A 14,849-nucleotide genomic window follows, 5' to 3' on the forward strand; every position below is an offset into this window, starting at 1 on the left:
CATCCGGGGACACGTTCCCACCCGTGCCGGTGGCGGGGCATCAGGGGATCAGGCTGCGGCGTCCGTGACGGGGGAACGATCCGGGCCTCGGCGCTCGGGCGGAGGGCACATGGTCGCAGGTCCTACGTCCAAGGACTGATCGACGGGACCGATGTGCGGCCCGAGGCTCTGCTCGTACGGTCCGATCATGACGACGACGGTTCTTGGACAACCCTCCGCGGGGATATTCGGGCGACGCCACCGCACGCTGACGGTGGGCGTGGTCGCGCTGATCGTGCTGGTGGCCTTCGAGGCGCTGGCGGTCGCGACCGCGATGCCGGTCGTGGGGCGCGAGCTGGACGGGCTGGGGCTGTACGCCCTGGCCTTCAGCGGGGCGATGGCCGCGGGGGTGATCGCCACGGTGCTCGGCGGGCGCTGGGGCGACCTGCGCGGGCCGGTCGCCCCGCTCTGGGCGGGTGTGGCGGCCTTCGTGACCGGGCTCGCGGTCAGCGGGTTCGCGCCCGGCATGGACGTGTTCGTCCTGGGCCGGTTCGTGCAGGGCTTCGGCGCGGGGATGTTCCAGGTCGCGATGTACGTGCTGGTCTCCCGGGTGTACCCGGCGAACCTGCATCCCCGGGTCTTCGCGGTCTTCGCCGCCGGGTGGGTGGTGCCGTCCATGGTCGGGCCGGTGATCGCGGGCCTGGTGGTGGAGAGCCTCGGCTGGCGCTGGGTCTTCCTGGGCGTGCCGCTGCTCGTGGCGCCCGCCGCCCTGCTGCTGTGGCGCGGGCTCGCCTCGGTCCCCGCGAGCGAGCCCGCCGAGACGGGCGGCCGCACCGAAGCAGGCGGCCGTATCGAAGCGGGCGGCCCTACCGCAACCGATGACCACGCCGGACCTGCCGCCCGCACACCGATCGCCAGGCGGCTCGGCTGGGCGGTGCTCACAGCCGCCGGAGCCGCGCTCACGCAGTACGGCGCCCAGTACGGCGCGCACGGCGCGCAGTCCGGCGGGACGCACCCCGGCGAGACGGGGGTCGGCGGGACGGCGTCCGGCATCGGGATCGCCGTGCTCCTGACGGGCCTGGTCCTGCTGGCCCTGTCCCTGCCCCGGCTGCTCCCGCCCGGCATCCTGCGCGGCGGGCGCGGGCTGCCGGCGGTGATCACCCTGCGCGGGATCGTGGCCGGGGCGGTCTTCGGCGGGGAGGTGTACCTGCCGCTGATGCTGCACGCCGAGCGCGGCCTGTCGCTCACCCAGGCCGGGGCGGTCCTCACCGGCGGCGCGCTGGCCTGGTCGCTGGCCTCCTGGGTCGTCGGGCGCAGGCCGTACGACCGGACCCTGATCCTGACCTCCGGCCCGCTGCTGATCGCCGCGGGGATGCTGATGATGGCCCTGACCGTGTTCTCCGGCGTCCCGGTCGCCCTGGCCTTCGCAGGCGAGGCCGTCGCGGGGTTCGGCATCGGGATCGTGTACCCGACGCTGTCGGTGCTCGTGCTGGAGCTGTCGGAGCCCGGCAGGCAGGGGGAGAACAGCGCCTCGATGGGCGTGGGGGAGTCGGTCTTCACGGTCATGACCGTCGCCGCCGGGGGAGCGATCGTCGCGAGGCTGGGCGCCACGGGGCCGGTGTATCTGGTGTGCTTCGCGGCGATGGCGCTGGTGGCGCTGGCCGGGACACTCGTCGCGCGGAGAACCGCACCCTGACCGTCGTGGCACCATGGGAAGAACGCGTCCCTTCTTCGCGTTGAGGGGGAGTCCCGCCCAAGGCGGGATTCGCGTTTTCCAGGGGCGGACGAGATCAAGGGGAGTTCATGCCGCGTGTCTGCGCGCTCGAGGTGTTCCGGCTGGTCCTGCCGTACGGCAGGCGCCCCGAGAGCATCCTCGTCAGGCTGACCGACTACGGGGGCATGACCGGCTGGGGCGAGGTCGTCGACCCGGATCCCAAGACGTGGTCGGTTCTGCAGGAGCGGCTCGCCCCGGCGCTGGTCGGCGTCGACTGGGAGCATCCCGACGAGCTGGGCGAGGTCCCCGGAGGCCCGGCCGTAGACATGGCCTGCTGGGACCTGTGGGCGCGGATGCGCGGCGTCCCGCTGGCCCACGCCCTCGGCGGCAACCGCACCTCGCTGATGGCCACCGTCAGGATCGGCGCCGAGCGCAACCTGGACAGCCTGATCGCGCGGGTCAACCGGCACATCTGCGCCGGATACGCGCACGTCACGATGGACGTGCATCCGGGCTGGGACGTCGAGCCGCTGCGGGCCGTACGCCACGCCTATCCGGCGCTGGGCATCGGCCTGGACGCCCGCGGCGCCTACACCGACGTCGAGGCCCTGGAGGCGCTGGACTCCTACGCCCCCTCGGCCATCGAGCGCCCGTTCACCGGCAGCCTGGCCGACCACGCCGACCTGCAGGAGCGCGTCGCCGCGCCCGTCCTGCTGGATGTGGCGTCGATGACGGAGCTGGACGAGGCGATCACCGCGGGCGCGGGCCGCGCGCTGCTGCTGCGCCCCGCCGCGCTGGGCTCCCTGCGCGACGTACGGCGGGCGCACGACGCCGCCGTGGCGGCGGGCTGGGAGATCGCCTGCGCCGGCGGCCAGGGCACCGGCCTGGCCAGGGCGGCCACCGTGGCCGCGGCGAGCCTGCCCGGCTGCACCCTCCCGTGCGACGTGGCCGAACCGCCGCGCAGCGCCCAGATCGTCGCGCCTCCGGTCGGCGCCACCGGCGGCGTCGTGGCCGTCCCGCTGACCCAGCCGGGCCTCGGCCACGGCATCGACGAGAACCAGGTCCGCCGCCTGGCCAAGGAGTCCTACCGCGCCTGAGCCCCGGCCCGCCGGCCGCTCACGGCTCCGGCCCGCCGGACGTCACGGCCTCAGGCCGGAAGGCCCGCCGACCGCTCACGGCCTCCGGGCCCGAGACCCTCCGGTCAGCCGCAGCCCTCGGCGATGTCCTTCACCACGGGGGCGCTGGACGGCTTGGGCACGTTCTTGACCACGGCCCGGGTCGTCGCCGTCGCGGAGGGGGTGGCGCTCGGCTTGGCGGAGGGGGAGGTGGAGGCGGCCACCGGCGGGGTCGTGGTGACAGAGGCGCGGATGGCCTTGGCGGTGACGCTCCGGATCTTGATCCAGTCGGGGTAGCCGGTGTTGATCAGCGGCGGTACGAACTGCACGCTGGTCACCTTGGCGCTCTTGACCTTCAGGGCGAGCGGGACCAGGTGCTCCAGCATCGGGCGCGGGATGTCGGTCCTGAGCAGTTCCCTGGTCGCCAGGGCGACCCGGTTGAACCGGGAGAGCACGGTGGCGGGGTCGGCCTGGGCGAGCAGGGCGCTCAGCACGCAGCGCTGGCGGCCCATCCGGGTGTAGTCGTCGCTGTTGGTGCGCGAGCGGGCGAACCACATCGCGTCGGCGCCGCCGAGCTTGCGGGTGCCCGCCTTGACCAGGCCCTCGTTGTACTTGCCGAAGACCACGTCCTCGGGCACGGTCACCGTCACGCCGCCGATGGCGTCGATGAGGCGGGCGAAGCCCCACATGTTGACCAGCGCGTACCAGTCGATCTTCAGTCCGAGGGTGTAGCCGACGGTGTCGATCAGGGTGCGCGCTCCCTGGTTCCGCCTGCCGCCGAAGATCTCCGGGTGGGCGTCGGCGTACTCCCACACGCCGAACAGCAGGTCGTCGCGCCCGCCGCCCGGCCCCGGCGGCAGCCGGAAGCCGTCGGGGAAGCGCCGGGCCATCGGGCTGCCGGGGACGAAGCGTACGTTCTCCAGGTTGCGGGGGAGGCTGAACAGGACGGTGTTGCCCGTCTTGACGTCGATGCTGGCCACGTTGATGCTGTCGGTCCGCACGCCGGGGCGGTGGTCGTCGGCGTCACCGCCGAGCAGCAGGATGTTCACCCGGGTACGGCCGGCCCACGGGTCCTGCTCCTGTCCTCCCTCCCCGGTGGGCAGCGGGGTGGCCGGCGCGGTGAAGACGTCGTCCAGCGCGGTCTGGGAGACGGTGGCGTACTGGCCCACCAGCCCGAACGGCAGCAGCACGGTCACGGCGAGCATGCCCGCGACGGTCCCGGCCGCCGCCTGGCCGGTCGGGGGGAGCTTGCCGGGTTTCAGCACCGCGAAGGAGTGCACGACCAGCGCGAACCACGCCACCCCGAGGGTGAAGGAGACGACGGTGATGATCGTCAGCCAGGAGGAGACCACCAGCTGCCCGGCGAGGTCGCCGAGATCGGAGGTGAGCACGACCCACAGCAGGGCCAGCAGGGCCGCGGTATAGATCGACAACAGCGCCAGCCCGGTACGCCGCCATCCCGCGCGCAGGTGGGCCGCTCCGGGCGCGACGGCCGAAAGGACCGTCCACCCGATGATCGCGCCGACCCCGGGCGGCTTTGATGAGTCCCCCACCTGCTCCCCGTTTCCTCCATGCTTGCGAGTCTTAATACCCACTTGGGCGCACGCAGAGTGAGATGGTAGGTCGATCATTTGGAATGAAGACGACGCCCGCGTGAACAGTGCGGAAAGGCATCCTGATAAGTTCCGCCGCCCGCTAGTGGAATAAGATTCGGTCATGTCTTTCACCGAGATCGAGTACGGCGTGGCCGACGGCGTCGCAACCATCACTCTCAACCGGCCCGAACGCCTCAACGCCTTCACCTTCGTGATGCGCAGCGAGCTGATCGAGGCCTTCGACCTCGCGGACGCCGACGACGCGGTCCGCGCGGTGGTCGTCACCGGCCGGGGCCGCGCCTTCTGCGCGGGGGCCGATCTCGGAGGCGGCGGCGACACCTTCAACCACCGCAGGTCGGAGGAGATGTTCGGCGGCCAGGAGACCGTCGACGGCTCGCCCCGCGACGGCGGCGGCACGGTCGTGCTCCGCATCGCCCGCTCCCTCAAGCCGGTCATCGGCGCGATCAACGGCCCGGCCGTCGGCGTCGGGGTGACCATGACGCTGCCGATGGACGTCAGGCTCGCCTCCGACACGGCGAAGTTCGGCTTCGTCTTCGCCCGGCGCGGCATCGTGACCGAGGCGGCCTCCAGCTGGTTCCTGCCCCGCATCGTCGGCATCTCCCAGGCCATGGAGTGGGCCGTGACCGGACGGGTCTTCCCCGCCGCCGAGGCGCTCGAGGGACGGCTGGTCTCCAGGGTCCTGCCCGCCGGGGAGCTGCTGCCGGCCGCCTACGCCCTGGCCGGGGAGATCGCCGACAACACCTCCGCGGTCTCGGTCGCCGCGATCCGCAGGCTCATGTGGTCGGGCCTGTCGGCCGCCTCCCCCTGGGAGGCCCACCGCGCCGACTCCAAGCTCATGAACGCCCTCGGCTCGGCCCCGGACGCCGCCGAGGGGGTCACGGCCTTCCTGGAGAAGCGTCAGGCGAACTTCCCGATGAAGGTCAGTCAGGACCTGCCTGAGGCGCTGCCCTCCTGGCCGGACAACCCCTACGAATAGGCTGATCCCATGTCCGACGTTCCCATGTCCGGCGCTCCCGCGTCCGATGTGCTGGGTCCCGGCTACGAGCTGACGGTCCTGCCCATGGCCGACGACTACGAGGGGAAGGTCGTCGCCTCCCTCGTGCGGCGCCGCGCCTCCGCGCCCACCGGCAGGGCCGTGCTCTACCTGCACGGGTTCACCGACTACTTCTTCCAGACCCACCTGGCCGAGCACTTCGCCGCCCAGGGGATCGACTTCTACGGCCTGGACCTGCGCAAGTACGGCCGGTCGCTGCTGCCGCACCAGACGCGCGGGTTCGTGCGCAGCCTGACCGAGTACTTCCCGGAGATCGACGAGGCGGTCCGGATCATCCGCGAGGACGACGGGCACGACACGGTGGTGCTCAACGCCCACTCCACCGGCGGCCTCATCGCCGCCCTGTGGGCCGACCGGGTCCGCGGCCGGGGACTCGTGCAGGGCCTGGTGCTCAACAGCCCCTTCTTCGACCTCAACGTCCCCGCCGGGCTCAGGATCGCCGCCGACCTCCTGCGCGGCCCGATGTCCCGGCTGCCCACGCGCGCCGTACTGCCCCTCGGGCTGTCCACGGCGTACGGCACCAGCCTGCACCGGGAGCACCACGGCGAGTGGGACTTCGACCTGGAGTGGAAGCCGATCGGCGGCTTCCCGGTGCACGCGGCCTGGCTGGCGGCGGTACGGCGGGCCCACCGGCGCCTGCAGGGCGGGCTGCGGGTGGACGTGCCCGTGCTGGTGCTGTGCGCGGAGAAGGGCCTGCAGATCCGCGACTTCGCCCCCGAGGCCCAGAGCGCCGACACCGTGCTCGACCCCGAGCACATCGCCCGCTGGTCGACCAAGGTCGGCGGGCACGTCACGTGCGTGCGGGTGCCCGGCGGCATGCACGACCTGGTGCTGTCACCCGAGCCCGCGCGCAAGCAGGTCTTCGCCGAGATGGACCGCTGGCTGGCCTGCTATCTGTGAGACGGACCGCCCGCGGGGCGGCCGCGCGGCCGCCCCGCGGACCGGGACTTTTGTCGTGGATGATCCTGGATCGACGGACCTTCTGAACGGAGGCCGGCTCCGGCAGCGTCGACCGTATGAGAACTCTTCTGGCAACGACCCTGCTGCTCGCCGCCTGCACCGGCGGGCCGTCACCGCAGGCGGACCCCGCGATCGTCACGACCGAGACGGGAGCCGTGCGCGGCACCGTCACCGCCGGCCACCGGATCTTCCAGGGCATCCCGTACGCCGCCGCGGGGCGCTGGGAGTCGCCCCGGCGGGCCGGGGCCTGGCAGGGCGTCCGGGACGCCACCCGGCCCGGCGCCATGTGCCCGCAGGTCGGCTCCGGCTACGCCCCCATCACCAGCACCACCGAGGACTGCCTGGTGCTCAACGTCACCGCCCCGCGCGACCGGGCGGACGCGCGGCCGGTCATGGTGTGGCTGCACGGCGACGGCGCGCTCGGGGCGGGGCACTTCTCCGACGCGCGCGAACTCGCCTCCCGGGGTGCGGTCGTGGTCACGATCAACTACCGGCTCGGCGTCTTCGGCGCGTTCGGCTATCCGGGGCTGCGCGGCTCGGGCACCTACGGCCTGCAGGACCAGCAGGCCGCGCTCGCCTGGGTGCGGCGCAACATCCGCGCCTTCGGCGGAGACCCGGGCAACGTGACGCTCTTCGGCGTCTCCTACGGCGGGCTGTCCGTCGGCGGGCACCTCACCTCGCCCGGCGCGCAGGGCCTGTTCCACCGGGCGATCATGCAGAGCGGTGAGACCATGATGGACATGCCCGCCGGCGGCATGGTCCCCGGCCTGCCCGCACAGCCCCACTTCGCCTGGCGCGGCGTCGAGGAGACCGAGCGACTGGGCGCGTACTACGCCGGACTGCTCGGCTGCGGCGACCTGGCGTGCCTGCGGGCCCTGCCGGTGGAGAAGATCCTCAAGGTGCCGCAGATCATGAACGCCTTCCAGGCGTACGCCTACGGCAACGAGGTGCTCCCGCAGCTCCCGCCGGAGGCGATCCGCGCCGGGCGCTTCCACCGCGTGCCCGTCCTGGCCGGCGCGACGAGGGACGAGCACCGCCTCTTCGTCGGGATGACCTACGACGCGCAGGGTGAACCGCTCACCGGGCGGGCGTACCGGGACCTGGTGAAGGAGGCCTTCGGCCGGGACGCCGCACGCGTCCTGCGGAGATATCCGGCCGGGAGCTTCGCCTCCCCGGGGATCGCGTGGGCGACGGTCCTGACCGACCGGATGTGGGCCCGCGCCACCCACGAGCAGAACACCCTGCTCGCCCGGCACGCGCCGGTCTACGGCTATGAGTTCGCCGACCGCGACGCGCCGATGTTCCTGCCGATCAAGACGGACTTCGACTGGGGTGCCTACCACGCCGGAGACCTGCCCTACCTGTTCCCGGAGAAGGAGGCGCGGCTCACCGCCGGGCAGCGGGAGCTGTCCCGCCGGATGGTCGCCTACTGGACGAACTTCGCCCGGTCCGGCGACCCCAACGGCCCCGGCCTGCCCGCCTGGCCGCACGTGGGCAAGGGCGTGCAGTCCCTGGCCCCGGGGGCGGTCCGGCCCGTGGACTACGCGGCCGGGCACCGGCTGGACTTCTGGAACCGCCTCGCGTCGGGTGCGCAGGAGCGCGGATCGGGTACGGACCGGCGTGGAGCGGGTGAGAACTGACGTGAACCGGGCGAGGGCCGGCATGGACCGGATGCGGAACGGTCCGGCGGTGTTGTCCTTCTGGGTGGCACTGGTCTTCTTCCCCGCCGCCGATCTGACGCACGATCCCTGGTGGGCGGAGGCCGCGGCCCTGACCGCCGTCTCCTGCTGCTACCTGCTGAGCGTGTGGGCCGCCTTCGAGCGGCCCGCCGCCGCGCGGATGGCGCTGGCCGCGCTGACCGGCCTCACCCTGGCCGGGTGCGCGGTCTACGGCGGCACGTGGTTCTATCTGTGCCCGCTGGTCTCCATCGCCTGCGGCCTGGTGCTGCGCGGCCGGGCCGTCCCGGCGGCGCTGGCCGCGGTGACCCTCGCGTCGATGGCGGTGACGCTCTGGAAGGGCGGCGGGCAGGACGCGGTGGCCGCCGTCGCCTGGGGCACCGGCATCGCCGGCGTCGTCGTCCACGTCACCCTCCAGCTGCACAGCACGCGGCGGGAACTGGCCAGGGCGGCGGTGGCCGAGGAGCGCGAGCGCTTCTCCCGGGACCTGCACGACCTGCTCGGCCACACCCTGTCGCTGATGGTGGTCAAGGCCGAGGCGGTGCGCAGGCTGATCCCGCGCGACACCGCCTCGGCCGCCCGCCAGGCCGCCGACATCGAGACCATCGGCCGCCAGGCGCTCGCCGAGGTGCGGGCGGCCGTCTCCGGGTATCGGGGACGCGGCCTGGCCGGTGAGCTGGAGGCCGCGGGCGCGGCGTTGCGCGAGGCCGGGGTGCGGGCGGTCGTCGGCGGTGCCGGGGTACGGCTCGCGCCACGCGCCGACGAGCTGCTCGGCTGGGCCGTACGCGAGGGCGTCACCAACGTGATCCGTCATGCCGGGGCCACGGTGTGCGAGATCGGGATACGGGAGGAGGGGGGAGAGGTCGTGCTGGAGATCGAGAACGACGGGGTCACCGTACCGGGCGATGGCGATGGCGATGGCGATGGCGGGCACGAGCGCGGGGGCGGGGACGGGGGCGGGCATGAGCGCGGGCATGAGCGCGGGCACGGGCTGCGCGGGCTGGCCGAGCGGGCGTCCGCGGCGGGGGCGGCGTTCGAGGCGGGACCCGTGCCCGGGGGCCGGTTCCGCCTCAGGATGGCGGTGCCCCGATGACGGACGGGCAGTCGCAGGCGGGTACGGCCGGGCGCGCGGGGGCCCCGATCCGCGTCATGATCGCCGAAGACCAGGGCATGATGCGCGACGCGCTGGTCCTGCTGCTGGGCATGGAGGACGACATCGACATCGTCGCCGAGGTCGGCGACGGGGAGGCGATCATGTCCGCCGCCCGGCGGGCGGATCCCGACGTCGCCCTGCTCGACATCGAGCTGCCCGGCCGCAGCGGCCTGGACGCCGTCGCCGAGCTGCGCCGCGACGGCGTCGTCGTGCTGATCCTCACCACCTTCGCCAGGCCCGGCTATGTGCGCAGGGCGATGGAGGCGGGCGCGGCGGGCTTCCTGGTGAAGGACGGCCCCGTCGAGGAACTGGCCGCCGCGATCCGCCGGGCCGCGGCGGGCGAGCGGGTCGTCGATCCCTCTCTCGCGGCCGCGGCGCTCACCGCCGGTCCCAGCCCGCTGACCGGGCGCGAGCGCGACGTGCTCTCCGAGGCCCTCGACGGCGCCACCATCGCCGACATCGCCGCCCGCCTGCATCTGTCGGAGAGCACCGTGCGCAACCACCTGTCCTCGGCCATCGGCAAGACCTGCACCCGCAACCGGATCGAGGCCGCGCGGATCGCCCGCGACAACGGGTGGCTGTGACGCCCGGACGGCGATCCCCGGGAAGCCCATCGAGGAGCTCACCGGGAAGCCCATCGAGGAGCTCACCGGGGAACGAGGCGGAGGATCACCAGGGGAAGGCGAACAGGCCGTAGTAGGCCGCCGCCACCAGCAGCAGGCCGGTGCCGCCGAGCACCCCGGCGATCGCGACGTGCTGGGGGCGGCTGGGACGCCAGCCCTCGCGCAGCCCGGAGACGACGGCCGCGGTCGCCGTGACCTCCTGCAGGAGCATCAGCACCGCCAGGACCCGGATGACCAGCCACCCGGCGAGCACCGCGGGCCAGGCTCCCGCCTGGTTCACCGAGAACAGCACCAGCAGGACGATGAAGGCCAGCACCGAGACGAGCAGTCCCAGCCCGGTCCAGGCCATCCGGCGGAAGCGGCGCCGGATCGGCGGCCACAGCCGGGCGTTGGCCGCGGCGGGCAGGTGGCGCCCGCGTATCCGCACCACCATGGCGGCCACCGGACCGGCCACGTAGCCGACGGCGGCCAGGCAGAGCGTGAATCCCAGCATCGCGCCCCCGGCGTACCACGGGGCGGTGGGCACGTCGCTGGCCTCGAAGCGCTGGACCGGGGTGGCGCCGGCGATGGGCACCGACGGCACGGCCGTGTCCGGCAGGCCCTCGACCCAGTTGGCCAGCGTCTCCAGATAGCCGGGCGCGAACGGCCCGCCGTGCAGGCGCATGCCGTGGTCGGCCCCGTCGAGATAGCGGATCGTGTAGGAGCGGTTGCCGCCCTCGGCCAGGGCACGGGTGAGCACCTGGCTGCTCTCCACGAACGGGATCGACGGGTCGCGCGTGCCGTACAGGGCCAGGACCGGCTGGCGCATCCCGCGCAGCGCGGGCACGCCGTCGTGGCGCAGGAAGTTCATGTCCACCGCGCCCATCGCCCGGATGAGCAGCTCGCGCACCCCGCTGGGCGCGTGCAGCCGGTCCAGCTGCTCGCCAAGCGCCCAGCTGACCTGCCGCATGGGGGAGACGTTCGGCGCGGAGACCAGCACGGTGAAGCCGACGTCCTCGCTCTTGGCGGCCGCGATCGGCGCCACCCAGCTGCCCTCGCTGACCCCCCACAGGCCGATGCGGTCCGGATCGACGTCCGGGCGTTTCTTCAGCGCGGCCAGCACGCGCAGGGCGTCGTCGGCCAGCAGGTCGAAGTCGCGGTGGCGGAAGTCGTAGCCCACGGTCCGCTTGTCGTAGACGAGCGTGACGATCCCGGCCGTGGCCAGCCATTCGGCCTGGGTGGTGAACTCGTCGCGCACGCCCGGGCCCGCCCCCTGGACGAAGACCAGCGCGGGGTGCCTGCCCGGGGTGAGCGGGGCGCGGATCGTCGCCCCCAGGGTGGTGCCCCGGGCCTCGACGGTGATGTCCTGCGTGCTGATCCCGCTGTTCCTGACGACGGATCTGGTCTCGTCGGCGGGCTGGGCCGGCAGTGTCTGGAAGACCGGGTCCACCACCAGCGGCGACGGGTCGAAGGGCGGAGGGAGGGTGTAACCCACCGCCGCGAGAGCCACCATGATCAAACCAGCGGCCACGCTCACCGTGCCCCGGCCCACCCGCATGCCGATTCGCTCTCCGATCACCGCTCGACCATGCGATGGTCGCTTTTCCGACCCGTCTCCCTCAAATTTCCATATAGATCTTCAAGACTACTCGTCGCAGGGGTTTTCCGGCGTTCCAGGACGGTCCGGCGAGATCGGTGTGGTGAGAGTGGCGCCATATGTCGCTGAGGGCTGTTAGCTTCAGGCGACATGCGCCTGCTGCACACATCGGACTGGCACCTGGGCCGGTCCTTCCACCGGGAGAGCCTGCTGTCCGCGCAGGGGGCCTTCGTCGACCACCTGATCGAGACGGTCAGGGCCGAGCGCGTCGACGTGGTCGTGGTCTCCGGCGACGTCTACGACCGGGCGCTGCCGTCGGTCGACGCGGTGGAGCTGTGCAACCAGGCCCTGCGACGGCTGGTCGCCGAGGGCGTGCGCACCGTCCTGATCAGCGGGAACCACGACTCCGCCCGCAGGCTCGGTTTCGGGGCCGACCTGATCGACGCCTCCGGGGTCCATCTGCGCACCGACCCCGCCCGGGTCGGCGAGCCCGTGATGATCGACGACCCGGCGGGGGGCGGGCAGGTGGCCTTCTACGGCATCCCCTACCTGGAGCCCGAGCTGGTCCGCGGCCCCTGGGAGCTGCCCGAGCGCACCCACACCGCTGCGATCGGGCACGCCATGTCGCTGATCCGCGCCGACGCGGCCTCGCGCGGCACGCGCTCGGTGGTGCTGGCCCACGCGTTCGTCACCGGAGGGCAGGCCAGCGACAGCGAGCGCGACATCAGCGTCGGCGGCGTCGCCCACGTGCCGGTCAGCGCCTTCGACGGCGCCGACTACGCCGCCCTGGGCCACCTGCACGGCCGCCAGCGGATGACCGAGACCGTGCGCTACTCCGGCTCCCCGATCGCCTACTCCTTCTCCGAGCTCGGCCAGGTGAAGGGCTCGTGGCTGGTGGACCTCGGACCGGACGGGTTCGCCGGCGCCGAGTTCGTCGAGGCCCCCGTGCCCCGGCGGCTCGGGCGGCTGTCCGGCCGCCTGGAGGACCTGCTGACCGCCGGGGAGCACGCCGACCACGAAGACCGCTGGCTCCAGGTGGTGCTGACCGACCCGGTGCGCCCCAAGGGGGCGATGGAGCGCCTGCGGTCCCGCTTCCCGCACACGCTCACCCTCTCCTTCGAGCCCGAGGGCGGCGTCCGGGAGCAGGTGACGCGCGCCCGTACGGCGGGGCGGCCCGAGATCGAGGTGGCGCTCGACTTCGTCAGGGAGGTCCGCGGAGAGGCGGCCGACGCCGAGGAGACCCTGCTGCTCCAGCAGGCCGTGGAGGCCTGCCGTACGAAGGAGACGATGGCGTAGATGCGCCCGCACCGGCTGCAGATCACCGCGTTCGGCTCGTTCCCCGGTGAGGAGGAGGTCGACTTCGAGGCGCTGTCCGAGGCGGGGCTGTTCCTGATCCACGGCCCCACCGGCGCGGGCAAGACGACCGTGCTGGACGCCCTGTGCTACGCCCTGTACGGCCAGGTGCCCGGCCAGCGCAACAGCGCCAGGAACCTGCGCTGTGACCACGCCCCGCCCGGGCGGGGCCCGCGCGTTGTCCTCGAGGTGACCATCCGGGGCCGCCGCTTCCGCATCACCCGCTCACCCGCCTGGCAGCGGCCCAAGCAGCGCGGCACCGGCACCACCCTGGAGCAGACCAAGGTCATCGTCGAGGAGCTGCTGTCCTCGGGCGAGTGGATGGGGCTGACCACCCGTGTCGACGAGGCCGGCGAGCTGATCAGCGGCCTGCTCGGCATGAACGCCGCCCAGTTCTGCCAGGTCGCCATGCTGCCCCAGGGTGATTTCGCCCGCTTCCTGCGCGCCGACGGCGAGGAACGCCGCAAGGTCCTGGAGCGCCTGTTCTCCGTCAAGATCTACGCCGCGGCCGAGTCGTGGCTCGCCGACCGCCGCACCGAGGCCTTCCGCGATCAGCAGGCCCTGCGCCGCGAGGTCGACGCCGCCCTCAACCGCATCGAGGAGGCCGCCGGCTCCGATCTTCTGGACGCCCTGGTCCTCGCCGCCGAACCGGCGCTCCCGCCCGGGCAGGACACCCTGCCGTGGGAGGACGCCCTGCCGGGGCTGGGAGTGGACGAGGACGGGCCGGAGAGGGCGTCGGCGGAGGACGGCGGATCGGCGGCACACGGCGGATCGGCCGGGGACTCCGGGGACGGCGGCCCGGCGGTGGCATCGGGGGCCGGGGACGGCGGCCCGGCGGTGGCATCGGGGGCGTCCCGTTCGGGAGACGGCGGGCCGGGAGTGGTTTCCCCGCCCGGGGACGGCCGGGCCGGGGTGCCGATCTCGCCGGAGGACGACCCGCTGGGCTGGGCGGATGAGCTGGTACGGCTGGCCGCCGAGGAGGCCGACGCGGTGGCCCGGGGCGGGGCCGAGGGTGAGGCGGCCGCCCTGGAGGCCCGCAGGCGCCTGGAGGACGGCGTCGCCCTGGCCGACCGCCGGCGCCGGTACGCCGAGGCCCTGACCCGGAGCCGGATCCTCGACGAGAGGGCCGAGGAACGGGCCGATCTGGAGGCGATCCTCGCCGAGGCGGCCCGGGCCGACCGGGTGCTGCCCCTGGTCCAGGAGGCCGAACAGCGCGCCGAGGCGGCGGCCAAGGCCCGTAACCTCGCCGCCGACGCCCTCGCCCGAGCTCTCCCCCTGGCTCACGCCGAGGGCGTCGTCCGCTCCCTGACCGCCGGGCTCTCTCCGGCGGAGGCCGAGGGAATCGTCCGTTCCCTGACCGGTGGGCTCTCGCCTGCGGAAGCGGAAGGGGTCGTCCGTCTCCTGGCCGGCGGGCTCTCGTCGCAGAGCGCCGGAGGCGCCGCCCGTTCTCTGGCCGGCAGGCTCTCTCCCGAGGAGGCCGAGGAGGCCGAGGGGGCCGCCCGCCTCTTGGCCGGCAGGCTCTCGCCGCAGGGCGGAGATGCCGCGACCGGTGGGCTCTGGGCGCGGGACGGTGTGCTCTCCCTGATCGAGGCCTTCCCTCCGGGGGAGAACGGTGACGGTGCGGTCCTCCTGGCGGACGTCGCCGACGCCGCCCGCCTGGCGTCGCTGGAGCGCGACCGGCTGGAGGAGATCGCCCGGCTCGGTGAGCTGCGGACCGAGGAGGCGCGGCTGGCCGTGCTCCTGCGCGATCGCGGGCACGAGGAGCGGGAGATCGCCCGGCTGGTCGATGAGCAGACCGGGGTCGACGCCCGCCTGGAGGAGCTGCCGGGCCTGCGGGAGCAGGCGGAGTCCCGCCTCACCGCCGCCCGCCTGGACGCCGCCCGGCTGCCCGCCGCCGAGGCGGCCAGGGACGCCGCCGCCGCCCGCCTGCGGGCGGTCGAGGAGCGCGACCGGCTCGCTGAGACTCTGGAGGCCGCCCGACGCGAGCTGGCGACCGCGCTGTCCGCCCTGCCGATGCCCACCGGCGCCGA

General features: G+C 73.7%; 11 protein-coding genes. 9 read left to right on the plus strand and 2 right to left on the minus strand.

Features of this window, described 5'->3' with window-relative positions:
- Positions 1-187: 187 nt before the first annotated feature.
- Together Psi01_RS16240 and Psi01_RS16245 are read left to right on the plus strand one after the other, a co-directional pair.
- Positions 188-1,675, plus strand: a complete 1,488-nt coding sequence (locus tag Psi01_RS16240) for an MFS transporter (protein ID WP_239127758.1) — start codon at positions 188-190, stop codon at positions 1,673-1,675.
- Positions 1,676-1,782: 107 nt separating this feature from the next.
- A complete protein-coding gene (locus tag Psi01_RS16245; RefSeq protein WP_204064851.1) occupies positions 1,783-2,790 on the plus strand; it encodes an enolase C-terminal domain-like protein in 1,008 nt (335 codons plus the stop codon).
- Positions 2,791-2,894: 104 nt separating this feature from the next.
- On the opposite strand, the gene Psi01_RS16250 is transcribed toward Psi01_RS16245, so the two are convergent.
- The gene (locus Psi01_RS16250; RefSeq protein WP_239127759.1) at positions 2,895-4,361 is read right to left on the minus strand and encodes an LCP family protein; all 1,467 of its coding nucleotides are present in this window, start codon (positions 4,359-4,361) and stop codon (positions 2,895-2,897) included.
- A 163-nt stretch (positions 4,362-4,524) separates the two neighbouring features.
- Between Psi01_RS16250 and Psi01_RS16255 the strand changes: the two genes are divergently transcribed.
- The 5 genes from Psi01_RS16255 to Psi01_RS16275 all read left to right on the plus strand — a co-directional run bounded on the left by Psi01_RS16255 (position 4,525) and on the right by Psi01_RS16275 (position 9,851).
- Positions 4,525-5,400: an enoyl-CoA hydratase-related protein gene (locus Psi01_RS16255; protein WP_204064853.1), complete on the plus strand. Its 876-nt coding sequence runs from the start codon at positions 4,525-4,527 to the stop codon at positions 5,398-5,400.
- Between the two features lie 9 nt (positions 5,401-5,409).
- Complete coding sequence (locus Psi01_RS16260) at positions 5,410-6,378, plus strand: alpha/beta hydrolase (protein ID WP_239127760.1); 969 nt, start codon at positions 5,410-5,412, stop codon at positions 6,376-6,378.
- A 116-nt stretch (positions 6,379-6,494) separates the two neighbouring features.
- Positions 6,495-8,078: a carboxylesterase/lipase family protein gene (locus Psi01_RS16265; RefSeq protein WP_204064854.1), complete on the plus strand. Its 1,584-nt coding sequence runs from the start codon at positions 6,495-6,497 to the stop codon at positions 8,076-8,078.
- 1 nt (position 8,079) lies between these two features.
- A complete protein-coding gene (locus tag Psi01_RS16270) occupies positions 8,080-9,207 on the plus strand; it encodes a sensor histidine kinase (RefSeq protein WP_204064855.1) in 1,128 nt (375 codons plus the stop codon).
- Positions 9,204-9,851, plus strand: coding sequence for a response regulator transcription factor (locus tag Psi01_RS16275; protein WP_204064856.1), 648 nt, complete (start codon positions 9,204-9,206; stop codon positions 9,849-9,851). The genes Psi01_RS16270 and Psi01_RS16275 overlap by 4 nt, the downstream gene beginning before the upstream one ends.
- Positions 9,852-9,936: 85 nt before the next feature.
- On the opposite strand, the gene Psi01_RS16280 is transcribed toward Psi01_RS16275, so the two are convergent.
- Positions 9,937-11,448, minus strand: coding sequence for an alpha/beta hydrolase family protein (locus Psi01_RS16280; RefSeq protein WP_239127761.1), 1,512 nt, complete (start codon positions 11,446-11,448; stop codon positions 9,937-9,939).
- Between the two features lie 168 nt (positions 11,449-11,616).
- Here Psi01_RS16280 and Psi01_RS16285 point away from each other — a divergent pair, with 168 nt between their 5' ends.
- Both Psi01_RS16285 and Psi01_RS16290 read left to right on the plus strand, forming a co-directional pair.
- Positions 11,617-12,762: an exonuclease SbcCD subunit D gene (locus tag Psi01_RS16285; RefSeq protein ID WP_204064857.1), complete on the plus strand. Its 1,146-nt coding sequence runs from the start codon at positions 11,617-11,619 to the stop codon at positions 12,760-12,762.
- Positions 12,763-14,849 (plus strand): AAA family ATPase (locus Psi01_RS16290; RefSeq protein ID WP_204064858.1); only part of this gene is annotated, 2,087 nt, incomplete at its 3' end.

The sequence above is a fragment of the Paraplanobispora siamensis genome, assembly GCF_016863175.1.
GTDB classification, from domain to species: domain Bacteria; phylum Actinomycetota; class Actinomycetes; order Streptosporangiales; family Streptosporangiaceae; genus Planobispora; species Planobispora siamensis.